16 protein-coding genes are annotated in these 25,100 nt (G+C 62.0%); 13 read left to right on the plus strand and 3 right to left on the minus strand.

What is annotated here, in order from left to right; translation table 11 throughout:
• Positions 1–78 precede the first annotated feature (78 nt).
• Entirely contained in the window at positions 79–3,438 is a 3,360-nt protein-coding gene (locus ACQ4W6_RS16505) for a TIM-barrel domain-containing protein (protein WP_436568248.1), read from the plus strand.
• Between the two features lie 103 nt (positions 3,439–3,541).
• A complete protein-coding gene (locus ACQ4W6_RS16510) occupies positions 3,542–6,526 on the plus strand; it encodes a TonB-dependent receptor plug domain-containing protein (protein WP_436568249.1) in 2,985 nt (994 codons plus the stop codon).
• A gap of 59 nt (positions 6,527–6,585) precedes the next feature.
• On the opposite strand, the gene ACQ4W6_RS16515 is transcribed toward ACQ4W6_RS16510, so the two are convergent.
• Positions 6,586–7,038 (minus strand): hypothetical protein, encoded by a 453-nt coding sequence (locus ACQ4W6_RS16515; RefSeq protein ID WP_436568250.1) that lies wholly within the window; start codon positions 7,036–7,038, stop codon positions 6,586–6,588.
• A gap of 1 nt (position 7,039) precedes the next feature.
• On the opposite strand from ACQ4W6_RS16515, the gene ACQ4W6_RS16520 reads away from it, so the two are divergent.
• The 3 genes from ACQ4W6_RS16520 to ACQ4W6_RS16530 all read left to right on the plus strand — a co-directional run bounded on the left by ACQ4W6_RS16520 (position 7,040) and on the right by ACQ4W6_RS16530 (position 13,026).
• On the plus strand, positions 7,040–10,078 hold the full coding sequence (locus ACQ4W6_RS16520) for a TonB-dependent receptor (RefSeq protein WP_436568251.1): 3,039 nt from the start codon (positions 7,040–7,042) through the stop codon (positions 10,076–10,078).
• 107 nt (positions 10,079–10,185) lie between these two features.
• Positions 10,186–11,577 (plus strand): Gfo/Idh/MocA family protein, encoded by a 1,392-nt coding sequence (locus ACQ4W6_RS16525; RefSeq protein WP_436568252.1) that lies wholly within the window; start codon positions 10,186–10,188, stop codon positions 11,575–11,577.
• A 129-nt stretch (positions 11,578–11,706) separates the two neighbouring features.
• Positions 11,707–13,026, plus strand: coding sequence for a DUF3472 domain-containing protein (locus tag ACQ4W6_RS16530; RefSeq protein ID WP_436568253.1), 1,320 nt, complete (start codon positions 11,707–11,709; stop codon positions 13,024–13,026).
• A 4-nt stretch (positions 13,027–13,030) separates the two neighbouring features.
• Here ACQ4W6_RS16530 and ACQ4W6_RS16535 read toward each other — a convergent pair whose 3' ends face one another.
• The gene (locus tag ACQ4W6_RS16535) at positions 13,031–13,414 is read right to left on the minus strand and encodes a SirB2 family protein (RefSeq protein ID WP_436568254.1); all 384 of its coding nucleotides are present in this window, start codon (positions 13,412–13,414) and stop codon (positions 13,031–13,033) included.
• 289 nt (positions 13,415–13,703) lie between these two features.
• On the opposite strand from ACQ4W6_RS16535, the gene ACQ4W6_RS16540 reads away from it, so the two are divergent.
• From ACQ4W6_RS16540 to ACQ4W6_RS16550, 3 genes are read left to right on the plus strand one after another with little or no spacing between them, the layout of a single operon-like run.
• Positions 13,704–14,948, plus strand: a complete 1,245-nt coding sequence (locus ACQ4W6_RS16540) for an MFS transporter (protein WP_436568339.1) — start codon at positions 13,704–13,706, stop codon at positions 14,946–14,948.
• Positions 14,945–16,342 (plus strand): NarK family nitrate/nitrite MFS transporter, encoded by a 1,398-nt coding sequence (locus tag ACQ4W6_RS16545; RefSeq protein WP_436568255.1) that lies wholly within the window; start codon positions 14,945–14,947, stop codon positions 16,340–16,342. The genes ACQ4W6_RS16540 and ACQ4W6_RS16545 overlap by 4 nt, the downstream gene beginning before the upstream one ends.
• Positions 16,343–16,358: 16 nt before the next feature.
• Positions 16,359–17,054 carry a carbonic anhydrase gene (locus ACQ4W6_RS16550; RefSeq protein ID WP_436568256.1) on the plus strand — a complete coding sequence of 232 codons (696 nt, stop codon included), beginning with the start codon at positions 16,359–16,361 and terminating at the stop codon, positions 17,052–17,054.
• Here the strand turns inward: ACQ4W6_RS16550 and ACQ4W6_RS16555 are convergent.
• Positions 17,040–17,411: a ribonucleotide reductase subunit alpha gene (locus tag ACQ4W6_RS16555; protein WP_436568257.1), complete on the minus strand. Its 372-nt coding sequence runs from the start codon at positions 17,409–17,411 to the stop codon at positions 17,040–17,042. The genes ACQ4W6_RS16550 and ACQ4W6_RS16555 overlap by 15 nt on opposite strands.
• A gap of 261 nt (positions 17,412–17,672) precedes the next feature.
• Here ACQ4W6_RS16555 and ACQ4W6_RS16560 point away from each other — a divergent pair, with 261 nt between their 5' ends.
• The 5 genes from ACQ4W6_RS16560 to ACQ4W6_RS16580 are packed head-to-tail and all read left to right on the plus strand — an operon-like array spanning position 17,673 to position 25,081.
• Positions 17,673–21,371 (plus strand): nitrate reductase subunit alpha, encoded by a 3,699-nt coding sequence (locus ACQ4W6_RS16560; protein ID WP_436568258.1) that lies wholly within the window; start codon positions 17,673–17,675, stop codon positions 21,369–21,371.
• 1 nt (position 21,372) lies between these two features.
• Complete coding sequence (narH, locus tag ACQ4W6_RS16565; protein ID WP_436568259.1) at positions 21,373–22,923, plus strand: nitrate reductase subunit beta; 1,551 nt, start codon at positions 21,373–21,375, stop codon at positions 22,921–22,923.
• A 9-nt stretch (positions 22,924–22,932) separates the two neighbouring features.
• On the plus strand, positions 22,933–23,589 hold the full coding sequence (gene narJ, locus ACQ4W6_RS16570) for a nitrate reductase molybdenum cofactor assembly chaperone (protein WP_436568260.1): 657 nt from the start codon (positions 22,933–22,935) through the stop codon (positions 23,587–23,589).
• Positions 23,590–23,617: 28 nt separating this feature from the next.
• On the plus strand, positions 23,618–24,304 hold the full coding sequence (narI, locus tag ACQ4W6_RS16575) for a respiratory nitrate reductase subunit gamma (protein ID WP_436568261.1): 687 nt from the start codon (positions 23,618–23,620) through the stop codon (positions 24,302–24,304).
• A gap of 15 nt (positions 24,305–24,319) precedes the next feature.
• On the plus strand, positions 24,320–25,081 hold the full coding sequence (locus tag ACQ4W6_RS16580) for a peptidylprolyl isomerase (RefSeq protein WP_436568262.1): 762 nt from the start codon (positions 24,320–24,322) through the stop codon (positions 25,079–25,081).
• Positions 25,082–25,100: the final 19 nt, after the last annotated feature.

A 25,100-nucleotide genomic window follows, 5' to 3' on the forward strand; every position in this document is an offset into this window, starting at 1 on the left:
TAACTTTCTTTTCATTGACGATATTTATTTTTCTTCTTAAAGTATTTCCATCGTATCGATATTTCTGAAAGTCACCAGATGAAACCACTTTTGCTTCCCCGCCGCGCCATCGCTGCCTGTGTTCTCGCTGCGCTCTCCACGCTGGCCGCGCATGGCGTGCATGCCGCGCCGATCGGCAATCTGCAAAGCCTCTCCGCCGTGCATGCGGCCGACGTGGCCAAGGGCGAGGGCTTGGGTTGGGACCTGCGCAGCGACACGGGCGTACAGTTGCGTATCAGTCTGCCGCAAACGGACGTGCTGCGCATCTGGGCCGGGCCAAAGTCCGGCTTGACGGGCCCCGGCGACAAGGCCGCGCCCATCGTCGTCGGCCAGCCGGCCGCGCAAGTGGCGTATAAAATCAGCGAACAGGCCGACCATATCCTTATCAGCACCGAGGCCTTGAGCCTGCGCATCGACCGCAAGCCCTTGCGTTTTACCCTGTTCCGCGCCGGCGATAGCGTGCCGCTGTGGCGCGAAGTGCAGCCTTTGTCGCTGGACGACAAGCAGGGCGTGCAGGTACTCACCAGCGCGCCGGGCGAGCGCTATTTTGGCGGCGGCCAGCAAAATGGCCGCTTCGAATTCAAGGGCAAGCAAGTGCCCGTGTCCTACTCGGGAGGCTGGGAAGAGGGTGACCGGCCAAATCCCGCGCCATTCTTGATGAGTTCGCGTGGCTGGGGCGTGCTGCGCAACACCTGGTCGGACGGTAATTACGACTTGCGCGACAAGGAGCAAGTCTCGCTGCAGCACGCCGAAGGCCGTTTCGACGCGTATTTCTTTGTCGGCAAGGACTTGCGCGACGTCGTCGCCCGCTACACGGACTTGACGGGCCGCGCGCGCATGCTGCCCCGCTGGGCGCTGGAATACGGCGACGCCGATTGCTACAACGATGGCGACAATGTGAAAAAACCCGGTTCCGTGCCGAAAGGCTGGACCGATGGCGCCACCGGCAAGACGCTGGACGTGGTGGAAACGGTGGCGCGCAAGTATCGCGAAAACGACATGCCGGGCGGCTGGATCCTACCCAACGACGGCTACGGCTGCGGCTACACGAATTTGCCGGAAACGGTGAAGGGCCTGGCCGGCTACGGCTTCCGCACGGGCCTGTGGACGGAAAACGGCGTCGACAAGATCGCCTGGGAAGTGGGCCAGGCGGGCAGCCGCGTGCAAAAGCTGGACGTGGCCTGGACGGGCAAGGGCTACCAGTTCGCCATGGATGCGAACAAGTCGGCCTATGACGGCATCTTGAACAATTCCGACAGCCGTCCGTTCCTGTGGACGGTGATGGGCTGGGCCGGCATCCAGCGCTATGCGGTGGCGTGGACGGGCGACCAGAGCGCCAGCTGGGACTACATCCGCTGGCACATTCCTACCCTGATCGGCTCGGGCCTGTCGGGCCAGGCGTATGCGTCCGGCGACGTCGATGCCATCTTCGGCGGCAGCCCGGAAACCTATCTGCGCGACTTGCAGTGGAAGAGCTTTACGCCCGTCCTGATGGGCATGTCCGGCTGGGCCGCGGCCGAGCGCAAGCATCCGTGGTGGTTTGACGAGCCATACCGCGACATCAACCGCCGCTACCTGAAGCTCAAGATGCGTTTGACGCCGTATATGTACACGCTGGTGCGCGAAGCCGAGCAGACGGGCGCACCGCTGGTGCGGGGACTGATGTGGGATTACCCGCAAGACCCGGCAGCCTACACGGAAGCGTATAAATATCAGTTCCTGCTGGGGCGCGACGTGCTGGTGGCGCCTGTCTACCGCAGCCAGGCCGTCAGCGGTGGCTGGCGCAAGGGCATCCACCTGCCGCAGGGCACGTGGTACGACTACTGGGATGGCCGCCAGGCCACGGCCGGCGCCAAGGGCCGCGACCTGGACATGCAGGTAACGCTGGAGAAACTGCCCGTGTTCGTGCGCGGCGGCGCCATCTTGCCCATGTATCCGGAAATGCTGTACGACGGCCAGAAGCGGAAGGATCAACTGACGCTCGACGTGTATCCGCACGGCGATTCGGAGTACACCCTGTATGAAGATGACGGCAACACGCGCCAGTACCAGGGCGGCGCCTTCAGCCAGCAGGTGATACGCATGCATGCCAAGGATGGCGACGTGCGCATCGACATCGGCGCCGTCGAGGGCCAGTACGCGGGCCAGGAAGCGCGCCGTGGCTATGCGCTGCGCATGCTGGCGGGCCAGCGGCCCCAAGCTGTCAAGGCTGGTGAACGATTGCTTGCCGCAATGAGCGAGCGTGCTGCCTACGACAAGGCTGCTGACGGCTGGTTCTTCGACGCCGCCGACAGGCAAGGCACCTTGCACGTGAAAGTGGCGGCGCACGATATCGGCCAGCCCCTGAGCATGCAGGTCGATGGTGCGCTGGCCGTGGCCAGGATCGATGCCGACTTCCCGGCCGCCCCCGTACCAGGGCGCGCCTTGGCGGCCGACGCCATGCAGGTGGTGGCGCGTCCGGCCGAAGAAAGCGGCTATGCGCTGGAAAACGCCTTCGATGGCAAGCCGGAAACCTGGTTCCGCACCGTGCGCAGCCCGGCCGTGAAGAGCGGCCCGCATGAATGGGTGATCGGCTTCACGGAGCGGCGCCTGGTCGATGGCATCGAACTGGCGCCGCGCAACGACCAGCACTGGAAACATGGCCAGGTGCGCGACTACGAGATTTACATCGGCGACAACAACGGCGAGTGGGGCGCGCCTTTGCAGCGTGGCACCTTGAAGCTGCAGGAAGGCACACAGACCATCAATTTCCCGGCCACGGCGGGGCGCTTGCTGCGTTTCCGTGTGATGAGCACGCAAAATCCGGAAGGCGATGGCGCGGCCGGCACTGATCCAATGGTCACGGCGGCGCAAGCCGGGCCGGTGGCGCGCGCGTACGACGCAGCGCTGGCGACCGACGTGGCGCCCATCACCTTGTCGCAATTTCGCGTGCTGGAGCACCGCGTGGACGAAGGCGAAGAGGTGCAGCGCTATCTGTCGGACCTGGCGCTGCCGAAAAACATTGCGCATGTTGTACGCGATCGTCCAGCCGGCAAGGCTGCCGAGATGCGCATGAACGGCCTGTGGTTCCGCAAGGGCCTCGGTGTCGGGCCTGCCAGCCGCATTGATTTGCAGCTGGCGGGGAACTGGAATCTGCTGCGCGCCGACCTGGGCGTGGACGATAGCTGCCGCAGTGCGGGTGGCTTGCAATTCCAGGTATGGAGCGGTGAGCGCCTGCTGTACGACAGCGGCCTGGTCACGGCTCCGGGGGTAGTCAAGCCCGAAATCGATGTGCGCGGCCTGAGCCAGCTCAGCCTGCGTACCCTGGGCGCGCGTGGCGCCCAGCCAACCCAGGTTTGCGGCAACTGGGCCAATGCCGTATTGACCGGCACGGAAGGCGCGACCGTCAAGCCGCGCTAACCACACCACTCTTCACTTCACTAAAAATGAGCCCCTCTTCGGACCGGGGAGGGGCTCTTGCAGCCTTACGAAAACAAATCACTTATAAAAAGAGGAGTTGGGAATGCATTTGAAAAAATTGATGGCCGCGATGGTGGCGGTAGGATTGGCATCCACTGCGCTGGCCTCCACGGCGCTTGCTGCGGACGAACAGGACGACAACGCCAGGAAGGAAGAGAAGCTGGCGCGCGTCGAAGTGACGGGATCGAGCCTGAAGCGCATCAACGCCGAAACCGCCTCGCCGGTGCAGGTGATCAATGCGAAGCAGATTGAAAACATGGGCGCGCTCACTTTGCTGCAGGTGCTCGACAACCTGCCCGCCGCCCGTCCGGCGCAGCAAGACTTCCGCTCGATGTTTACGGGCTCGGACGGCGGCTCGCAGGCCAACTTGCGTGGCTTGGGCGCGCAGGGCACCCTGGTGCTGTTAAATGGCCGCCGCCTGTCGTTCTATGGCGCGCCGGCCGGCTTCCAGACCATGTTCGTCAACATCGACGCCATCCCGGCCGCAGCGATCGAGCGCATGGAAATCCTGACGGACGGCGCCTCGGCCGTCTACGGCTCGGACGCCGTCGCTGGCGTTATCAATGTCATCACGAAAAAGAGCTACCAGGGACTCGAAGCGCGCGCCAACAGCGAGTTTTCACCCAGCGTCAAGGCCTTTGGCGAGCGCCAAGCCAGCTTGCTGTATGGCGTGGGCGACCTGGAGAACGACGGCTATAACGTCTACGGTTCGGTCAATGTCTACCAGCGCGACCGCATTGCGCTGGCCGACACCTACCAGAAGCGTCCCGCGTATTTCTATGAGAATAACCCCAATTTCATTCCGAATATGCGCATCGGCAAGGGCAGCGAACCGGGCGTGATGAACCCCGGTACCTTCTTTGTCTTCGACAAGGCCAACAACAATGCCCGCACCCAGCGCGCAGTCAATGGCTGCAACAATAGCGTCACCGAGGCGTCGGGCACCCGCTGCATCTGGAATACGCTGCCCAACCAGCTCGATACGGGGCCGACATCGGAGCGTGCCACGGCCTACCTCAGTGGCCGCGTAAAACTCGGTGGCGACATGGAAGCGTTTGCGGAAGGCGCCTACACCCACATCCAGATGCGCGGTGAAAACGGTCCGTCCAGCTTCAATAGCGGCAGTACGAGCAACTGGTTTGCGCGCAACACGGGCAATACCTTGAACACCTTTGCCACGCCGTACCTGAGCCCGAACAACGTCTACCTGAAAGGCAAGCTCGATGCCGACATGGTGGCCAAGATGGGTGGCGCGGCGGGCTTGAATTATTTGCTGCAGGATGCGACCGGCCACTTCGGCCAAAAGAATATCGATGAAAATTACCGTGCGCTGGTTGGCCTGCGCGGCAGCATCGGCGGCGGCTGGGATTTTGAAACGGCGCTCAGCGTGGCGGGCAGCCACTCCACCTTGTTCCAGACGGCGAATATCAATATCAAGGGTTTCGAGCAGGCGTTTGGCCCGTTTACGAAAGACCCCGTCAGCGGCCGAACCTACATTTCGGACAATCCTGCGTATAAATTCGGCGAAATCAGCGAGGCCAATGCGGCGCTCTTGCGTGGCGCCTACCCGACCTTTGCCATCGAGTCCTGGACCAAGCTGATGACCTGGGATGCGAAGCTGGAAGGCACCCTGTTCAAGCTGGGCGGGCGCGAAGTGCGCGCCGCCGTGGGCACCAACGTGATGCGCGAGAGCTTCCTCACGCCCGGCAATGCGGATGCGGCCAACGGCTTGATCACGCAGCAGGGTGGCTCCTGGTTCGACGGCCGGCGCACCATCGCGGCAGTGTTTGGCGAAGTGGTCATCCCGCTCAGCGACACGCTGGAGGTCAATGCGGCCGCGCGTGTGGATAAATACCCGCATTTCTCGGCCAACCTGGCGCCCAAGCTGGGCGTGATATGGCGCGCGCGGCCCGACCTGATGTTGCGGGGCACGTATTCCGAAGGTTTCCGCGCGCCTAACCTGGCTGAATCGGGCACGGGCGGCGTCTTTGCGCAAGTTGGCGGCATACGCGACACGGTGCGCTGCGATGAAACGAACGCCATGGCGCGTGCCTTGATGAAGTCAACAGTGGCGACGGACGCGGACCTGGGCAAGAGCCTGCTGAACTCGAACTGCTCGACGACGGTGGGCGGCTTGACGCCGCCGAACCAGAACCTGCGTCCCGAGAAGGCAAAGATCTCGACGCTGGGACTGGTCATGCAGCCGGCCAAGGACGTCAGCATTTCGGTCGACTACTGGTTCGTGTACCGCCGCGATGAAATCGTGCGCCAGGACTTCAATGAGCTGTTTACGCAGCTGGTGGAGAAGTACGGTCCGAGCCTGGCCGGCACCTCCAGCGCCATCCGCAACGAACTGACCGATGCTGACCGCGGCAACATGGCGGCGGTGGCGGCGATGTGCGCCAATCCTGCCAACACGGGCGTGTGCGCCGGTGGCGTGCCGAGCTATTCGGTGGGCAACCTGGGCGGCTTGATCAACTCCTATTCGAACCGCGGCCGCACCTTGATCGACGGCGTGGACATCGATGCCCGCACGCGTTTCTCGCTTGGCGACATGGGCAAGCTGAGCACCGGCATTGCAGCGACCATCCGCAAGCGCGAAACCTACAATAGCGAAGACGGCACGGGTTTTACCGGCAACAACGTTGGCTACTATGATTCGCCGCGCTACCGCGCTACCGTCAATGCCGACTGGAGTTATCGCAACTTCGTCAGCAGCGTGTTTGTCAACTACTCGGGCAAGACACGCTGGGCGTATGGTCCCTGGGATACGGAAAACACGCCGGAAAACTGTACCGCCGCATCCGTCGCCCTGCCGGCTGGCCAGTGCAAGGGTGCGCCGTCGTACACCACGGTCAACCTGGTCTTCAGCTGGAAGCCGATCAAGCATCTGGACGTTGGCCTGAACGTGAAAAATGCATTCAACAAGCAGCCTTACTACGACCCGAATGGCTGGGAAGGCTACAACCATAGCCAAAACCTGTTCGGCCGCCAATTTGCCCTCTCGGCCAGCTACAAGTTCTTTTAAGCCCTGGCGATGACCGGGTCCGCCGCCGCTCAGGTAATGGCGGCGGCACCCGTTAATACCTAAAGAGTAAAAATTTTACATTTCGAAATATCGGATACGAAAGAAAATCGAAAGAAAAATAGGTGCGATAGTCGCGCTGTGCGGCAATTTTCACCGCTTTGTTCTGTTGATTCCCGCCATGAAGCCACCTTTTTTCCATTGGCATGTATCTGCCATACCACGATAGCGAAAGCATAGAATGAAAAATAATGGCAAAACGAAAGATAAAACGGCATTTTTTTGATGATTTTGAAGATAATTTGTGGTGATACTTTCTTTTTATTGACGATACTTATTTTTCTTTTTAAAGTATTCCCAAGGAAACGGAAATCAGCCGATGTCAGACTGATTTTCGGAAGGTGCGGCTGCATGGCCGCACCGGCTGACTGATCACCATAAGAATGGCGTCCCCCACAGCTTCGCTCTGGAGCGGGGAGGGCGCTGATAACCCTCGATATAGACGGAGAGACCATTATGCATAGCACCCGACTCAAATTGCGCGACATCAGCCGCGCCGCCGCGATCGTGATCGCACTGGCGGCCGGCGTGCCAGGCCAGGCCTGGGCACAGTCGAACGCCACCAGTACCATTTTCGGCGAAGTGACCACGCCGGCTGGCGCCACCGTGGTACTGGAAAACCTGGCGACAGGCGTGCAGCGCACACTGACCCCGGATGCGTCGGGCCGCTATGTGGCCAACTCCATGCCACCAGGACGCTATGCGGTGCGCGTGCTGCGCGCCGGCAGCGTGGAAGCATCGCAGGAAGTCGAGGCCCTGATCGGCGCCGGCGCGGAAGCCAACTTTGGCCCGGCCAATGCCGGCGCTGCTGGTCAGGCGCAAACCGTCACGGTGCGCGCTTCGCGCAACCCGATCGACGTGTCGAACACGAATAATGGCGTGATTTTCACGGCCAAGGAATTGAAGGCGCTACCGGTGGGTAACGACGTTGCCTCCATCGTGCAGCTGACGCCGGGCGTGGCGCGCGGCACCAACGGCGTGTATGGCAGTGCCCCGTCCATCGGCGGCTCGGGCCAGTCGGAAAACGCGTTCTATGTCAACGGCTTCCCCATCACCAACATCCTGACCCAGGTGGGCGCGTCGGAACTGCCATTTGGCGCCATCTCCAATCTGCAAGTGCTGTCGGGCGGCTATGGTTCGGAATTTGGCCGCTCCACGGGCGGCGTGATCAACATCACCACCAAGAGCGGCGGCAACAAGTTTGAATTCGGTGGCAAGGTTTCCTACATTCCCCATTCGCTCAAGGGCGAGCCGGAAAATACGTATTATCCGAACACGGGCGCCAATCCGAAAACCGATGGCAAGCTGCAGTACTGGAACCGCGACAATGGCAGCACCAGCAAGGTCGTGGGCCTGTATGGCAGCGGTCCATTGATCAAGAACAAGCTGTTCGCCTTCGTTGCGCTGGAACAGACACGCACTGACGGCCAGTCCGTCGGCGCCACCGCCGACGCGGGCACCGCCCTGGCGCGCGGCTGGAGCGTCAGCCAGAGTCGGGTTGACCGCATGACGGCCAAGCTCGATTACAACCTGACGGACGATCATCACTTCGAATATACCAAGCTGTTTGACCGCACCAGAACGGAAAGCGCGTCCTATGGCTACAGCTACGACACGCATTCGAGCAACGGTATCCAGTCTGGCAAAGGCGAGCGCACCACCAACTGCTGCGGCTCATCGGCCGCGCCAGGCGCCAATGTCGACATCTTCAAGTACACGGGCTATTTGACGGACAATCTGACCGTCACAGCCATGATGGGGCAATCGCGCACCTCGCACAACCGCACGCCGAATGGCTACGATTCAAGCCTGGCGCAAACGTCGTCGAGTGTGTCGACCCAGGTGCCAGGCTTGAGCTATGCCAATCCGCAGACGGTGACGGGCACCCTGGTCGATCCGTCATCGGAAGACCGCCAGAAGGCCAAGCGCCTGGATCTGGAATATAAGCTGGGCAAGCACTCGCTGCGCGGCGGTATCGACCGCATCGACGTGGAGTCGAAGGTGGGCTTGAGCCTGGCCGGCGGCTATCGCTGGAGCTACAAGAAGGCCAGCGATCCGAACCGCGCCATCAACGGTGCGTTTGAGACGCCGGCCCAGGGCGGCGGTTATGGCGCGCAAGGCTATTACGTCAGCAAGGACCTCAACGCCAACCTGGCCACGCCGACCAGCGTGCAATCGGCGCAATACATCCAGGATCACTACCAGGTCACGGAACGGGTACTGCTGGACCTGGGCCTGCGCCGCGAACAGTTCACCAATTACAGCAGCGATGGCGTAGCCTTCATTTCGCAGCGCAATATGATCGCTCCGCGCCTGGGCGCCACCTGGGACTACCTGGGTGACGGCACCCTGAAATTCTTCGCCAACGGTGGCCGTTATCACTTGCCGGTGCCATCTAACCTGTCGAGCAATATGGCCAGCCCCTTCCTGGCCACCAGCGAGCTGTACACCTATACGGGCGTCGATCCGGTCACAGGCGCGCCGACGGGCCTGCATGCGATAGGCAAGCCGTATTCGGCCAACAACGCCTACGGCCAGAGCCGCGATGCGCGCGAAGTGACGGCCATCGGCCTGAAACCATTGTCGCAAGACGAAATCTCGCTGGGTTTCGAGCGCGCCCTGAGCAAGAAACTGGTGGTCGGCGCCAGCGTCTTGTACCGCAAGATGAACGATACCAACGACGATGTCTGCGATGAGCGTCCGCTGCAAGCCTGGGCCACGCGCAACAGCGTCGACACCAGCCACTGGGGCGGCTTCCAGTGCGCCATCATCAACCCGGGCCGCGACAATAGCCTGATGGTGGACTTCGACGACGGCAAGGGTTTGCGCCGCGTGGATATCTCGGCGGCAGAGTGGGGTAATCCGCTGCCATCGCGCACCTACCGCGCTTTGAACCTGTTCGTCGAGCACCCATACACGAACGGCTGGTACGGCAAGCTGACCTACACCCTGTCTGGCCTGAAGGGCAATATGGAAGGCCAGACGGACACCATCGGTGGTGGCGATGTGGGCCTGACGGTCAGTGACGATCACAAGGAGCTGATGTACAACGCCTATGGCTATCTGCCGGGCGACCATCGCCACGCATTCAAGGCGTATGGTTTCATGCAAGTCATCCCTGACGTGACGGTGGGCGCGAACCTGTCGCTGATCTCCGGTTCGCCGCGCAACTGCATCGGCGAATTGCCTAACGACCTGCGCTTTGAAAACGACTACGGTTCCAGCTACTTCTATTGCGACGGCAAGCCGGCGCCGCGCGGCAGCCAGGGCCGCATGCCATGGCAAGCCCAGTTGGACATGAATGTGGCCTATACTCCTGGCGCCGTAAAAGGCCTGAGCCTGAAAGTGGACGTATTCAATGTGTTCAACAGCAAGACCGTGACTCGCTACAACGAAACGCGTGAAGACCAGGGTGCCATCGCCAGCACCTATCTGCAGGTGGCCGGCCGCATGGCACCACGCTCGGTGCGCTTCACGGCGGAATATACGTACTAAATACACGTACTAAATACACGTACTAATCAGATGTAATGCAGCATCCATGGGCGTCCGTGCCGGCACGGCGGGCGCCCGGTAATTACCAACGGAGTGAGAAGAGACAAATGACGACACAATTCAATCGACGCAATTTCCTGTCCACCAGTGCAGCTCTGGCCGGTGGCGCCATGGCTGGCAGCGCACTGCTGCCCACTGGCGCCGTAGCGGCACCAACTGCAGGCCGCGACAAGGTCCGCCTGGCCGTGATCGGCACCGGCATGCGTGGCCAGGTGCTGCTGACTGAACTGGTGCGCCGCGACGACGTGGAAGTGGTCGCCCTGTGCGATATCGACCCGCTCATGCTCAAGCATGCCCTGGGCCAGGTGGCAAAAGCCGGCAAGCCGCGTCCGCGCACGTATGGCGAAGACCGCGACACGCAAGCGTACAAGCGCATGCTGGACGCGGGCGGCCTCGATGGCGTGATCATCGCCACGCCGTGGGAATTGCATGCGCCGATGGCGATCGCGGCCATGCAGGCGAAAATTGCCGTCGCTTGCGAAGTGGTGGCCGGCATCACCTTGCAAGACCACTGGGATGTGCTGAACACCCAGCTCAAGACAGGCACGCCGTACATGTTGTTGGAAAACGTGTGCTTCCGCCGCGACGTGATGGCCGCGCTGCAAATGGTGCGCGCCGGCCTGTTCGGCGAATTGCTGCACTTGCAGGGCGGCTACCAGCACGATCTGCGGGTCGTCAAATTCAACAGCGGCGATCCGGCCAAGCCGTATAGCGGCGGCGTTGAATTCGGCGAAAAAGGCTGGTCGGAAGCGCGCTGGCGCACGCAGCACTCGGTCGAGCGCAATGGCGAACTGTATCCGAGCCACGGCATCGGCCCGTGCGCCATGTACACCAACATCAACCGCGGCAACCGTTTCACGCGCATCAACTCCTTCGCCACCAAGGCGCGCGGCTTGCACGACTATATCGTCAACCAGCCGGGCGGCGCGCAGCATGCGAACGCCAAGGTGAAGTTCAAGCTGGGCGACGTGGTCACCACCACGCTGGCGTGCGAAAACGGCGAAACCATCATCCTGCAGCACGATACCAGCCTGCCGCGCCCGTATTCGCTGGGCTTCCGCGTGCAAGGCACGGACGGCCTGTGGATGGACGTGAATAACTCCATCCATATTGAAGGCGTCAGCAAGCCGCACCAGTGGGACGACTTCAAGGCTTACCAGGACAAGTATGAGCACCCGCTGTGGCGCAAGTACGCTGCGAAAGCCGAAGGCGCAGGCCACGGCGGCATGGACTTCTTCGTCATCCACGCCTTTGTTGAAGCATTGAAGGCCAACGCGCCGATGCCGATCGATATCTACGACGCTGTGACCTGGAGCGCCATCACGCCCCTGTCCGAGCAATCGATCGCTGCCAACTTCCAGACCCTGGACTTCCCGGACTTCACGGGCGGCCAGTGGAAATCGCGCAAACCGATCTTTGCCTTCGACGATAAATACTAAGTACTGACAACCCGCTACCGCACTTGCTGCCGTAGCGGGTTTTTTCTATCTATCCCCGTTTTTTCAACTGCGGCGCAGGTGCGCAGGCCTTTGCTCGCCCGTCGCAAGCCATACCACCAGGAGACGTCGATGAAACACCGAAGCTCATTACTCTACGCAGTCCTTTCTTCCTTGCCCATGCTGCTGGCCGCCTGCGGCAGCAGTAGTAGCGCAGGCACGCCGGACGGCGTGCTCAAATCTGATGTTAGCTTGCCACCGGTGGTCGGCACGCCCGTCACCGTGGCCCTGGCCGGCAACGCCTTCATCACCAGCGCCGATGCCAACGCGGAAGAACTGGTCAACGACAATGGCCTGGCCAACTGGTCCAGCCCGAACACGGTGACGAGCGCCTACTTCCGCGTCGACGCGGCCGGCCCCGTCACCGTGGCGCTGGACGCCAAACTGGCCGGCAGCACCAGCAGCGTGGTGCGCGTGACGGTTGATGGCAATCCCTTCGACGTGAATCTGGCCGGTACGGACAGCAAGACCTATGCGGTGGGCACCGTGAATGTGGCCGCGCCGGGCTATGTAAAGGTGGACTTGCGCGGCGTGAGCAAGGCGGGCGGCTATTTTGGCGACGTTTCGGCGCTGAAGGTGACCTCCGCCGCCACGCTCAATTATGCCAACGACCCCGCCAATTACTATTGGTCGCGGCGCGGACCGTCCGTGCACATGGGCTATACGGTGCCGGCCAATACCGAGTATTTCTACAATGAGATGACGATACCGGTGGGCCAGGACGCCATCGGCTCCTACTTCATGGCGAACGGGTTTGGCCAGGGCTACATGGGCATCCAGGTGAAATCGGCCAGCGAACGCTGGATACTGTTCTCCGTCTGGGATGCCGACAATGGCGCCAAGACCACGCTGGTCAGCAAGGGCGCAGGGGTGGTCGACAACGGGTTTGGCGGCGAGGGTACAGGCGGCCAGACCTATCTGTCATATAACTGGGCGGCTGGCACGACTTACCGCTTCATCACGCGCGCGCGGCCAGACGGCAATGGCGGCAGCGATTACTCGGCCTGGTTCTTTGCGCCGGAAACGGGCAAGTGGAACTACATCGCCACCTGGAAGCGGCCGGCCACCAGCACCTACCTGACGGGCGTGTATTCCTTCCTGGAGAATTTCATCGATACCAAGGGCTACACGGAGCGCCGCGTGCAGCTTGGCAACCAGTGGGCGAGGAATGCGTCGGGAGCGTGGTCGGAAGTGACGGCAGGGCGCTTCACGGGCGACGCCACGGTCACCAATGCGCAGCGCATGGACTACGCGGGCGGCCTGGAAGACGGCAAGTTCTACCTGCGTAACGGCGGCTTCTTCGCCGCATATGTGAAAACCAATCAGAACTTCACGCGGCCGGCCACGGGCCAGGCGCCGGCCGTCGACGTGGCGACCTTGCCGATGCAGTAAATGTTCAGGCGGCCAAAGGCCAGACCTGCTTGCTGATGGCCACGGCGACGATGTAGGCAAACAGCAGCGCGGCGCCCGCAAACGCGGCGCCGCGCACGGCGGGCGTCTTGCCCCGTTTCAGGGCGATCGTACCCAGCACGATGTAGCCGAGCAGGGCGTACAACTTGGCGGCCAGCCACGGCTGGCTGCCCGGCGACTGGCCGCTCCACACGGCCAGGGTGATGGCACTGGCCAGCAAGGCCGTGTCGACCAGGTGCGGCAGCACTTTCACCCAGCGCTGCTGCAGCCTTGGCGAAGCGCGCAGCATCCAGGCGCCGCGCAAGAGGAACAGCGCGCCGCTGGCGGCGGCGCAGCCCATGTGAAAGTGCTTGAGACTCAGGTAATCCATGTGCTTGTTGTGCGGGCGTTGATGGTGGCGCCAGCATAGCCGCCTTTGCCCATTTTCACCATCCCCGCCATCCAGCCTAGCCTGGCGCACGTTGGCCTAGTCACTTTTGCCGATACGCCTATCCAGATTGCCTTCCCAGAATGACCCTGTGGCCGATAGTGCCATCGGCGGGGGCCACGTAAGCTGGTCGGGACGGCTGGCCAGACGGCCAGTGCATTCATGGAGAAACATCGTGGCTACCCTAGATGGCACTAACAAGAACAGTAATAGCAGCACAAATGAACCGGGCATGCGGCGCAAGCAGGTGTCCGTGCTGATCAGCAGTACCTTCGCCTTCACGATCTGCTTCGCGGTATGGATGATGTTTGCCGTACTGGGCATCCCGCTCAAGACCAGCCTGGGCTTGAGCGAGACGCAATTCGGCCTGCTGGCGGCCATGCCCGTGCTGACCGGCTCCCTCGTGCGCGTGCCGCTGGGCATCTGGACGGACAAATATGGCGGACGCCGTGTCTTCTTCCTGCTGATGCTGGCCAGCGTGGTGCCGATTTACCTGATTTCCTACGCCACCGCGTACTGGCATTTTCTTTTGCTGGGCATGTTCGTCGGCCTGGCGGGCGGCTCGTTTTCCGTCGGCACGCCGTATGTGGCGCGCTGGTACGGAAAGGAGCGGCGCGGCTTGGCCATGGGCATCTTCGGCGCCGGCAATTCCGGTTCCGCGCTGACCAAGTTCGTCGCGCCGGGCATCGTCGCCGCCTTCGGCTGGCAAATGCTGCCCAAGGTGTATGCGGTGGCCATGCTGGCCACGGCTATCATCTTCTGGCTGTTTTCCTACACCGACAAATCGCACCTGGCGCCGTCCGGCGAAAGTTTTTCGGCGCAGATGAAGGTGCTGAAAGACCCGCGCGTGTGGCGCTACTGCCAGTACTACTCGGTGGTGTTCGGCGGCTACGTGGCGCTGGCCTTGTGGATGACGAAGTACTACGTGACCGAATACGCCTTCGACTTGCGCCATGCGGCACTGCTGGCCGCCTGTTTCTCGCTGCCGGGCGGCGTGCTGCGCGCACTGGGCGGCTGGATTTCCGACAAATACGGCGCCGCGAAAGTCACCTGGGCCGTGATGTGGGTGTGCTGGGTGTGCTTTTTCCTGCTGTCGTATCCGCAAACGCAGATGGTGGTGGAAACCGTCACGGGGCCGCTCGCCTTCCATATCGGCCTGTCGCCGCTGTGGTTCACGGTGCTGCTGTTCATCGTCGGCATCGCCATGGCCGTCGGCAAGGCCTCCGTCTTCAAGTTCATCGGCGATGATTTTTCCGACAACATCGGCGCCGTCTCGGGTGTGGTGGGCCTGGCCGGCGGCTTGGGTGGCTTCATCCTGCCCGTGATGTTCGGCGCCCTGGTCGACCTGACGGGCGTACGTTCGAGCGCCTTCATGCTGCTGTACGGCACGGTCTGCGTCTCCCTCGTCTGGATGCATTTTTCATTCAAGCCGCAACGCGCGGCATCAAGCAATCAACTCACAGGAGCATCAACATGAGCCGTTACATGATCAATACGTGGGAGCCCGAATCGCCGAGCTTCTGGAAAACGAGTGGCAAGGCCACGGCCGGGCGCAATCTGTGGATTTCCATTCCCGCGCTGCTGCTGGCGTTCGCCGTGTGGATGGTGTGGAGCGTGGTGGTGGTGAACCTGCCCAATATCGGTTTCACCTACAGTAACAACCAGTTGTTCTGGCTGACGGCCTTGCCGGGCCTGTCCGGCGCCACCTTGCGCATCTTTTACTCCTTCATGGTGCCGATTTTCGGCGGGCGCCGCTGGACGGCCATTTCTACTGGGTCGCTGCTGATTCCCGCCATCGGCATCGGCCTTGCCGTGCAGGATGTCAATACGGGCTATCCGACCATGCTGATCCTGGCCCTGCTGTGCGGCTTCGGCGGCGGCAATTTCGCCTCGTCGATGGCCAATATCAGCTTTTTCTATCCTAAGGCGAGCAAAGGCTTTGCACTGGGCATGAACGCGGGCCTGGGCAACCTGGGCGTGTCGGTGGTGCAGTTCGTCGTGCCGCTGGTGATCATGTTCGCCGTCTTCGGCGCCTGGGGCGGCGAGGCGATGACCTGGACCAAGAACGGCGTGAGCAAACAGATGTGGTTGCAGAACGCGGGTTTCATCTGGGTACCTTTCATTGCGCTTGCCACCTTGCTGGCCTGGTTCGGCATGAATGACCTGGCCTCGGCCAAGGCCTCGTTTTCCGAGCAAGCCGTGATCTTCAAGCGCAAGCACAACTGGCTCATGTGCTGGCTGTACACGGGCACCTTCGGCTCCTTCATCGGCTATTCGGCGGCCTTTCCGCTGCTGATCAAGATCCAGTTCCCCGACGTGAATCCGCTCGATTACGCGTTTTTAGGTCCCCTGGTGGGCGCGCTGGCGCGCGTGGCCGGCGGCGTGATTTCCGACAAGCTGGGTGGCGCCCGCGTCACCCTATGGTCGTTCCTGCTGATGATAGTTGCCGTGCTGGGCGTGCTGCACTTCATGCCGCAGGCTGGCGCTGGAGGCAGCAGCTTTGGCAACTTCGGCGGCTTCTTCTGGATGTTCATGCTGCTGTTCGCGGGCACGGGCATCGGCAACGCCTCGACCTTCCGCATGATCCCCGTGATCTTTTTGACCGAGCATCAGCGCGCTGCCGCCGGCAAGGGCAAGGCGGCACAGGAGCAAGCCGTCGTCGATGCCAACAAGGAAGGCGCGGCCGTACTGGGCTTTACGTCGGCCGTGGCGGCGTATGGCGCCTTCTTCATCCCGAAAAGCTATGGCACCTCGATTTCCCTGACGGGCAGCCCGGACGCGGCCCTGTGGTGCTTCATCGGTTTTTATGTCAGCTGCATTGCCATCACCTGGTGGTGCTATGCGCGCAAGAACGCTGCCATGCCGTGCTAAGGCGCCTGAGGATGTCATGGAAGAACTGGAAAAATTCGTCAACGGCTTCAGCCTGTTTCAGCAGCAGTATTTCAGCGAGCCGCAGACACTGTATGACAGTCTGCGCGAAGGGCAACGGCCCAGCACCTTGCTGATCGGCTGCTGCGATTCGCGCGTCGATCCCATGCTGTTGACGGGCAGCGACCCGGGCGACATGTTCGTCGTGCGCAATATCGCCAACCTGGTGCCGCCGTGCACGCCCGACGCGCCGCCCGGCGTCAGCTCGGCCATCGAGTTTGCCGTCTGCAAGCTCGAAGTGGCCAGGGTCATCGTGCTGGGGCATGCGCGCTGCGGCGGCATCCGGGCGCTGCTGCAGCCGGAACCGCGCCCGGAAGGGCAGGAAACGGACTTCGTCGGGCAGTGGATGCGCATCGCCGAACCGGTGGCGCAGCGCGTGCGGCGCGACCTGGCGCACCGTTCATCGGAAGAGCAGCACCATGCCTGCGAACTGGCCAGCATATTGCAGTCGCTGGACAACTTGCTGACCTATCCGTGGCTGAAGCGCCGCGTGGAGCAGGGCTTATTGAAACTGCATGGCTGGTATTTTGATATCGACAGCGGTGCACTGATGGCGTATTCGGCGCGCCAGCAGCAATTCTTGCCGCTGGTCTGTCCTATCGAGCGGGCGCGCCATTTGCACGAGCGCCCGTGGCCGGACTCAATTAAAACGTAGCAAATCGCCGCTGCGGTCAAACGCCAGCAAGGTGTCGATGCGGCCTTGCTCGATGGCCGTCACCATGGCGCGCAGCGGCGCCTCGCATTCCTGCGATGGGGGCGGCTGGCCGTCTCGGCCCGTCAGTCCCGCCACGAAGACCACGTCCCAGTGCGTCTGCATCTGCCTGGACTCCTCTTTCAAAGCGTCAAAACTGCCCAGTTCATCGGGCAGCTTGTCGGCGCACATCACGGGCGTGAGCGATTTGCCATGGCCGCCAGGCTGCGCCTGTGCCTGGGTAAAGGTAAACAGCAGCCGTTGTGGCTGATCTTGCGTGCGGGCGCTATGGAGCAGGCTGGCGTAGTCGGTAATGGTCATGCTGGTCCTCTTTGTTTCAGTTGAAGTAGATGCTTAATCGTGGCCTGTAGATATACCGCAGCGCGCCGGCTGCGCCCATAGGCATTAGTGACTATCCCGGTGACTACCCGCCTATGCATTCCTGGTGCGCGAAACCGACTTCTTGCCAATACCGCCGCAGCGCCCCCGTCGTTAGACTGGGTTCATCGACGCTTGAGCCATCCTGCTTGCAGCGTTTTAATGACCTGGCGCCGCTGCCTGCGGCGCATGTGTGGAGGTAGCATGAGTCACTTTCTGGACCGTCTTAAATTTTTTAGCAAGCCCGCCGAGCCGTTCTCGAACGGCCATGGCACCGTGGTCGATGAAGACCGCACGTGGGAAAACGCCTACCGCCAGCGCTGGCAGCACGACAAGATCGTGCGTTCCACGCATGGCGTGAACTGCACCGGCTCGTGCAGCTGGAAGGTGTATGTCAAGAATGGCCTGATCACCTGGGAAACCCAGCAAACCGATTACCCGCGCACCCGTCCTGACCTGCCGAATCATGAGCCGCGCGGCTGTCCGCGCGGCGCCAGCTATTCCTGGTACGTGTATTCGGCGCAGCGCGTGAAGTACCCGATGGTGCGCGGCCGTCTGATGGAAATGTGGCGCGAAGCGCGCAAGACCATGGACCCCGTCACGGCCTGGGACTGGATCAGCCAGGACCCCGTGCGCTCGCAGCAATACAAATCCATCCGCGGCCTGGGCGGCTTCGTGCGTGCCACCTGGGAAGAGTCGAATGAAATCATCGCCGCCGCGAATGCGCTGACGATCAAGAAATACGGCCCGGACCGCATCGTCGGCTTCTCGCCGATTCCCGCCATGTCCATGGTCAGCTACGCCTCCGGCACGCGCTACCTGTCGCTGATCGGCGGCGTGGCCCTGAGTTTTTATGACTGGTACTGCGATTTGCCGCCAGCGAGCCCGCAAGTGTGGGGCGAGCAGACGGACGTGCCGGAATCGGCTGACTGGTACAACTCGACCTTTCTGATGGTATGGGGCTCGAATGTGCCGATGACGCGCACGCCGGACGCCCACTTCTATACGGAAGTGCGCTACAAGGGCACGAAAACCGTGGCCATCTCGTCCGACTATGGCGAAATGGTGAAGTTCGGCGATATCTGGCTGGCGCCCAAGCAGGGCACGGACGCCGCGCTGGCGCTGGCCATGGGCCATGTGATCCTCAAGGAATTCCATTCGGAAGGGCAGAGCGACTACTTCCGCGAGTATGCGCGCCAGTACACGGATTTCCCCATGCTGGTGTTACTGAAAGAGCATAACGGCACGCTGGTGCCCGACTACTTCCTGCGCGCTTCGCACCTGGACAACAACCTCGACGAGACCAACAATCCGGAATGGAAGACCCTCGTCATCGACGAAACCACGGGGGCGATTACGGCGCCTGCTGGTTCCATCGGCTTTCGCTGGGGCGAGTCGGGCAAGTGGAACCTGGAGCAAAAGGCGGGCGGCAGCGGCGCGCCCATCGTGCCGATGCTCTCGCTGATCAACGATAGCGACGCCGTCACCGAAGTGGGTTTTGCCTACTTTGGCGGCAAGGATGCAGCCGATATGTTGCTGCGCAAGGTACCGGTCAAGATGATACGCCTGGCCGATGGCACGACTGGCCTGGTCACCACCGTATTCGACCTGACCCTGGCCAACTACGGCATCGACCGTGGCCTCGGTGGCGCCAATGTGGCGGAAAGCTATGACGACGACGTGCCGTACACCCCGGCATGGCAAGAGAAGCACACGGGCGTCAAGCGCGCCGATGTGATCACCGTAGCGCGCCAGTTCGCGCAAAACGCCGACCAGACGCGCGGCAAGAGCATGGTCATCGTGGGCGCCGGCCTGAATCACTGGTACCACATGGACATGACGTATCGCGGCATCATCAACATGCTGATGATGTGCGGCTGTATCGGCAAGTCGGGCGGCGGCTGGGCCCATTACGTTGGCCAGGAAAAGCTGCGTCCGCAAACGGGATGGACGCCGCTGGCCTTCGCCCAGGACTGGGTGCGCCCGATGCGCCAGATGAACGGCACCTCGTTCTTCTATGCGCACACGAGCCAATGGCGCCATGAAAAGCTGGAAACGGGCGATATCGCCTCGCCATCGGCGGCCAGCGGCACGGGCGACCTGACCCTGCTCGACTACAACGCCAAGGCCGAGCGCATGGGCTGGCTGCCATCGGCGCCGCAGCTGCAAACGAATCCGCTGGAAGTGGCCAAGGCCGCCGCCGCAGCGGGCCAGGCACCGGCCGCGTATGCGCTGGACCAGATCAAGGCTGGGCAGCTGCAGTTCTCGTGCGATGACCCGGACAACCCGGCCAACTTCCCGCGCAATATGTTTGTCTGGCGCTCGAATATCCTGGGCAGCTCGGGCAAGGGCCACGAATACTTCCTGAAGTACCTGCTGGGCACGCAGAATGGCTTGCTCAGCGATGAAGACGATTGTTTGAAACCGCAGCAGGTCAAGGTGCGCCCGGCTGCCGAAGGCAAGCTCGATCTGCTGGTGGTGCTGGACTTCCGCATGTCGACCACCTGCCTGTATGGCGACGTGGTGCTGCCGACGGCCACCTGGTATGAAAAGGATGATTTGAACACGTCGGACATGCATCCGTTCATCCACCCGCTGTCCGAAGCCGTGCAGCCGCTGTGGCAATCGAAGTCGGACTGGGAAATCTACAAGGGCATCGCCGAGAAATTCTCGGAAATCGGCGGCGAGCTGCTGGGCACCCAGCAAGACATCATCCTCACGCCGCTGATGCACGACACGCCCGGCGAGCTGGGCCAGCCTTTCGATCCCAAGGATTGGCGCGCCGGCGAATGCGAAGCCATTCCTGGCAAGACCATGCCGAACATGACGGTAGTCGAACGCAATTACCGCGACGTCTACAAGAAGTTCACCTCGATCGGACCGCTGCTGGAAACCATCGGCAACGGCGGCAAGGGCATTTCCTGGAAAACCGGGCATGAAGTCGAGGTATTGCGCGGCATCAACCGCACGGTGCTGGAAGAGGGCGTCTCCAAGGGCCAGCCGCGCCTCGATACGGCCATCGATGCGGCAGAAATGATCCTGACGCTGGCGCCGGAAACGAATGGCCACGTGGCCGTCAAGGCCTGGGCGGCGCTGTCAGCCATCACGGGGCGCGAGCACACGCACCTGGCGCTGCCGCGCGAGCATGACAGCATCCGCTTCCGTGATGTGCAGGCGCAGCCGCGCAAGATCATTTCCTCGCCCACCTGGTCTGGCCTGGAAAGCGAAGAAGTCAGCTACACGGCCGGCTATACCAACGTGCATGAACTGATCCCTTGGCGCACCCTGACGGGCCGCCAGCAGTTCTACCAGGATCACCTGTGGATGCGTGACTTTGGCGAAGGGCTGTGCGTGTACAAGCCGGCCATCAACACCAAGACGACGGAAGCGCTGCTGGGCACCCAGCCGAACGGCAACAAGGAACTGGCGCTGAACTTTTTGACGCCGCACCAGAAGTGGGGCATTCACTCCACGTATTCGGACAACCTGCGCATGCTGACCTTGTCGCGTGGCGGCCCGCACGTGTGGCTGTCGGAAATCGACGCGAAAACGGCCGGCATCGTCGACAACGACTGGATCGAGGTCTTCAACGTGAACGGCAGCCTGACGGCGCGGGCCGTCGTCAGCCAGCGCATCCCTGCCGGCATGACGATGATGTACCACGCGCAGGAAAAAATCATCAACGTGCCTGGCGCGGAGATGACGGGCAAGCGGGGCGGTATCCATAACTCCGTCACGCGCGCCGTGCCCAAGCCGACGCACATGATAGGTGGTTACGCCCAACTGGCCTATGGCTTCAATTACTACGGCACGGTGGGCTCCAACCGCGATGAATTCGTATTGGTGCGCAAGATGAACAAGGTTGATTGGCTCGAAGGCCCGTTGCAGGAAGAAGGAGCATAGTATGAAAATCAGAGCGCAAATCGGCATGGTGCTGAACCTGGACAAGTGCATCGGCTGCCACACCTGTTCCGTCACGTGCAAGAACGTGTGGACCAGCCGCGACGGCGTCGAGTACGCATGGTTCAACAACGTCGAGACGAAACCGGGTATCGGCTATCCGAAGCAGTGGGAAAACCAGGACAAGTGGAATGGCGGCTGGCGCCGCACGGATGCGGGCAAGATCGAGCCGCGCCAGGGCAGCCGTTTGAAAATCCTGGCCAATATCTTCGCCAACCCGAACCTGCCGGCCATCGACGAGTACTACGAGCCGTTCACCTACGACTACGAGCACCTGCAAAGCGCGCCCCTGTCGCAGACGCCGCCGACGGCCCGTCCGATCTCCGTGCTGACGGGGAAAAAGATGGAAAAGATCGAGTGGGGCCCGAATTGGGAAGATGACCTGGGCGGCGAATTTGCCCAGCGCAGCAAGGATAAACTGTTCGACAACATGCAAAAGGAGATGTACGGCACGTTCGAAAACACCTTCATGATGTATTTGCCGCGCCTGTGCGAGCATTGTCTGAACCCTACCTGTGTGGCCTCTTGCCCGTCTGGCTCCGTCTACAAGCGCGAAGATGACGGCATCGTGCTGATCGACCAGGACAAGTGCCGCGGCTGGCGCATGTGCATCTCCGGTTGCCCGTACAAGAAGATTTACTACAATTGGTCGTCCGGCAAGGCGGAAAAATGCACTTTCTGCTTCCCCCGCATCGAGGCTGGCCAGCCTACCGTGTGCTCGGAAACGTGCGTGGGCCGCATCCGCTATCTGGGCGTGCTGCTGTATGACGCCGACAAGATTGAAGCTGCCGCCTCCGTCCCGCAAGAGCAGGACCTGTACCAGGCGCAACTCGATCTGTTCCTCGATCCGCACGACCCGGCCATCATCGCCGAGGCGCGCCGCCAGGGCATCCCCGACCTGTGGCTCGATGCTGCCGTGAAGTCGCCCGTCTACAAAATGGCCGTCGAGTGGAAGGTGGCGTTCCCGTTGCATCCGGAATACCGCACCTTGCCGATGGTGTGGTACGTGCCGCCGCTGTCGCCGATCCAGGCCGCCGCCGAATCGGGCAAGCTGGGCGTCAACGGCATGCTGCCCGATACGCAAAGCTTGCGCATTCCCGTGCAGTACCTGGCCAATTTGCTGACGGCCGGCTTCCAGCCGCCCATCGTCTCGGCGCTGGACCGCATGCTGGCCATGCGCGCCTACATGCGCAGCAAGACCGTCGACAAAGTAGAAAACCTGACGGTACTCAAGCAGGTGGGCTTGACCAAGGCGCAGGTGGAAGACATGTATCACATCATGGCCATCGCCAACTACGAAGACCGCTTCGTGATCCCCAGCAGCCACAAGGAAATGGCCGAGGACAGCTTCAACGAGAAGGGCAGCTGCGGCTTCAGTTTCGGCAATGGCTGCTCCGACGGCACCAGCGAGCCGACCTTGTTCGGCAAGAAAAAACACGGCTCGGCCATCTTCATGCAGATGCCGAAGTCGCGCAAAACGGCGCCAGGCGCTTAAGGAACCGATATGAACAACCCGATGAACCACTATCACATCCTCTCGCGCCTGCTGCTGTATCCCGAGCCTGAACTGATCGCGCACCTGCCGCAGCTTGAGACGGCGCTGGCCGCCACGCCCGAGTGGCAAGCGCTGGTAAGCCCGCTGCTGGCGCACCTGGGCAACAGCAAGCTGATCGACCTGCAGCAGCAGTACGTGGCCACGTTTGACCGCAATCCGTCGCACTCGCTGCATCTGTTCGAGCATATCCATGGCGAATCGCGCGACCGGGGCCAGGCCATGGTCGACCTGATGGAAGAGTACAAGCGCCATGGCCTGCAGATGGTAGGCGACGACTTGCCCGACTTCGTGCCCCTGTTCCTGGAATTCCTGGCGCAGCTCGATGGCGAGACGGCCGGTCGCCTGCTGGGCGACGCCGTCCACGTGCTGGCGCACATCGGGCGCAAGCTGACGGCCAATGGCAGTCCTTATGCCCCTGTCTTCACGGTGCTGGAACGCTTGAGCCCGGTGGCGGCCGAAATGCTGGCCGAGCCGCCGATTCGCGACATGGACGAGGCGCTGGAAACCTTCGGCCCTGGTGCCGACGGCGTCGAGCCGCTGCTGCGCCCGGCGCCGGGCGGCGTCCATCCCGTGCATTTTCACCCGCAGCCACGGCGCGCCGCCTGAACGGCGTCCGCATGAAGAGGAATACATCATGAGTAATTACTTGCATCAATTTGTGTATGGCATTTATCCATATCTTGCGCTGGCCATTTTTTTCCTGGGTAGCCTGATCCGTTTCGACCGCGAGCAATATACGTGGAAGTCCGATTCCAGCCAGTTGCTGCACCGTGGCAGCCTGCGCCTGGGCAATATCCTGTTCCACATCGGCATCATCGGCCTGCTGTTTGGCCATGCGGCAGGCTTGCTGACGCCTGTCTGGGTGTGGGATACGCTGGGCGTGTCGCATAGCCTGAAGCAGGGCGTGGCCATGGCGGCCGGCGGCGTGATGGGCGGCCTGTGCCTGGTCGGCCTGCTGATTTTGCTGGCGCGCCGCTTCGGCAATGACCGCCTGCGCGCCGTCACCACGGCCGGCGACAAGCTGGTGATGCTGTGGATCTTGCTGACCTTACTGCTGGGCCTGTCGTCGATCTTTGTTTCGGCCTCGCACATGGATGGCCACATGATGGTGCTGCTGATGCAGTGGGCGCAGCACATCGTGACCTTCCGCGCTGACGCGGCCAGCTTCATCGTCGATGCACCCTTGATTTTCAAGCTGCACCTGTTCATGGGCATGACCCTGTTCGTCATCTTCCCGTTCACCCGTCTGGTGCATGTGTGGAGCGGCTTCGGCGCCGTTGCGTATCTTGGCCGCACCTGGCAGCTCGTACGCCGCCGCTAATAAAGGAGCAATATCATGGGAATCTCCGTCAATGGCATCGATATCGACGATGCCGACATCGCCCTGGAACTGCCGCATCACGACAGTGCCGGCAACCCGTTGAAACAGGCTGTGCATGAACTGGTGCTGCGCCGCCTGCTGCTCGACGAGGCCGAGCGCCTGGGCGTGCAGGGCGACAGCAAGGATGACCGCATCGAGGCGCTGTTTGCACAGGAAGTGCGCGTGCCGCCCGCCGACGATGCCGCCTGCCGCACGTTTTATGCGCAGCGCCCGCAGCTGTTTTGCAGCGGGGCGCTGGTCGAGGCGCGCCACATCCTGTTCCAGGTGACGCCGGAAGCACCGTTGGAGCTGCTGCGCGCCACGGCGCAAGCCGTGCTGGACGCCTTGAAGCTGGCGCCAGAAAGGTTTGCCGAACTGGCGGCGCAGTATTCGAACTGTCCGTCCGGCGCGCTGGGGGGCAACCTGGGCCAGCTGTCGCCGGGCCAGAGCGTGCCGGAATTCGATGCGCTGCTGTTCCGCCTGGAAGCGGGTGCGCTGGCCGGCCATTTGCTCGAAACGCGCTTCGGCTACCACATCGTGCAAGTGCTGCGCCGGGTCGAAGGCCAGGCCATCGCGTATGCGGCGGTGCAGGCGCAGATTGCCGACCGGCTGTCGCGCGCCGCCTGGCAGCGCGCCGTGCACCAGTATTTGCATTTACTGGTGGGGCGCGCCGACATCGCCGGCGTTGAGCTGGAAGGTGCCAGCGCGGAGGGCACGGCCAGTGCGCTGGTGCAATAGGCCGGAAGGACTAGTTCGC

Origin of the sequence: Janthinobacterium woesei, assembly GCF_051380875.1 — a bacterium.
In the GTDB taxonomy this organism is placed as follows: Bacteria; Pseudomonadota; Gammaproteobacteria; order Burkholderiales; family Burkholderiaceae_D; genus Janthinobacterium.

Excerpts from the sequence above, each read along its gene's own strand:
- ACQ4W6_RS16505 (WP_436568248.1), top strand. The coding sequence starts at position 79 with ATGAAACCACTTTTGCTTCCCCGCCGCGCCATCGCTGCCTGTGTTCTC.
- ACQ4W6_RS16510 (WP_436568249.1), top strand. The coding sequence starts at position 3,542 with ATGCATTTGAAAAAATTGATGGCCGCGATGGTGGCGGTAGGATTGGCA.
- ACQ4W6_RS16515 (WP_436568250.1), bottom strand. The coding sequence starts at position 7,038 with ATGGTCTCTCCGTCTATATCGAGGGTTATCAGCGCCCTCCCCGCTCCA.
- ACQ4W6_RS16520 (WP_436568251.1), top strand. The coding sequence starts at position 7,040 with ATGCATAGCACCCGACTCAAATTGCGCGACATCAGCCGCGCCGCCGCG.
- ACQ4W6_RS16525 (WP_436568252.1), top strand. The coding sequence starts at position 10,186 with ATGACGACACAATTCAATCGACGCAATTTCCTGTCCACCAGTGCAGCT.
- ACQ4W6_RS16530 (WP_436568253.1), top strand. The coding sequence starts at position 11,707 with ATGAAACACCGAAGCTCATTACTCTACGCAGTCCTTTCTTCCTTGCCC.
- ACQ4W6_RS16535 (WP_436568254.1), bottom strand. The coding sequence starts at position 13,414 with ATGGATTACCTGAGTCTCAAGCACTTTCACATGGGCTGCGCCGCCGCC.
- ACQ4W6_RS16540 (WP_436568339.1), top strand. The coding sequence starts at position 13,704 with ATGCGGCGCAAGCAGGTGTCCGTGCTGATCAGCAGTACCTTCGCCTTC.
- ACQ4W6_RS16545 (WP_436568255.1), top strand. The coding sequence starts at position 14,945 with ATGAGCCGTTACATGATCAATACGTGGGAGCCCGAATCGCCGAGCTTC.
- ACQ4W6_RS16550 (WP_436568256.1), top strand. The coding sequence starts at position 16,359 with ATGGAAGAACTGGAAAAATTCGTCAACGGCTTCAGCCTGTTTCAGCAG.
- ACQ4W6_RS16555 (WP_436568257.1), bottom strand. The coding sequence starts at position 17,411 with ATGACCATTACCGACTACGCCAGCCTGCTCCATAGCGCCCGCACGCAA.
- ACQ4W6_RS16560 (WP_436568258.1), top strand. The coding sequence starts at position 17,673 with ATGAGTCACTTTCTGGACCGTCTTAAATTTTTTAGCAAGCCCGCCGAG.
- narH (WP_436568259.1), top strand. The coding sequence starts at position 21,373 with ATGAAAATCAGAGCGCAAATCGGCATGGTGCTGAACCTGGACAAGTGC.
- narJ (WP_436568260.1), top strand. The coding sequence starts at position 22,933 with ATGAACAACCCGATGAACCACTATCACATCCTCTCGCGCCTGCTGCTG.
- narI (WP_436568261.1), top strand. The coding sequence starts at position 23,618 with ATGAGTAATTACTTGCATCAATTTGTGTATGGCATTTATCCATATCTT.
- ACQ4W6_RS16580 (WP_436568262.1), top strand. The coding sequence starts at position 24,320 with ATGGGAATCTCCGTCAATGGCATCGATATCGACGATGCCGACATCGCC.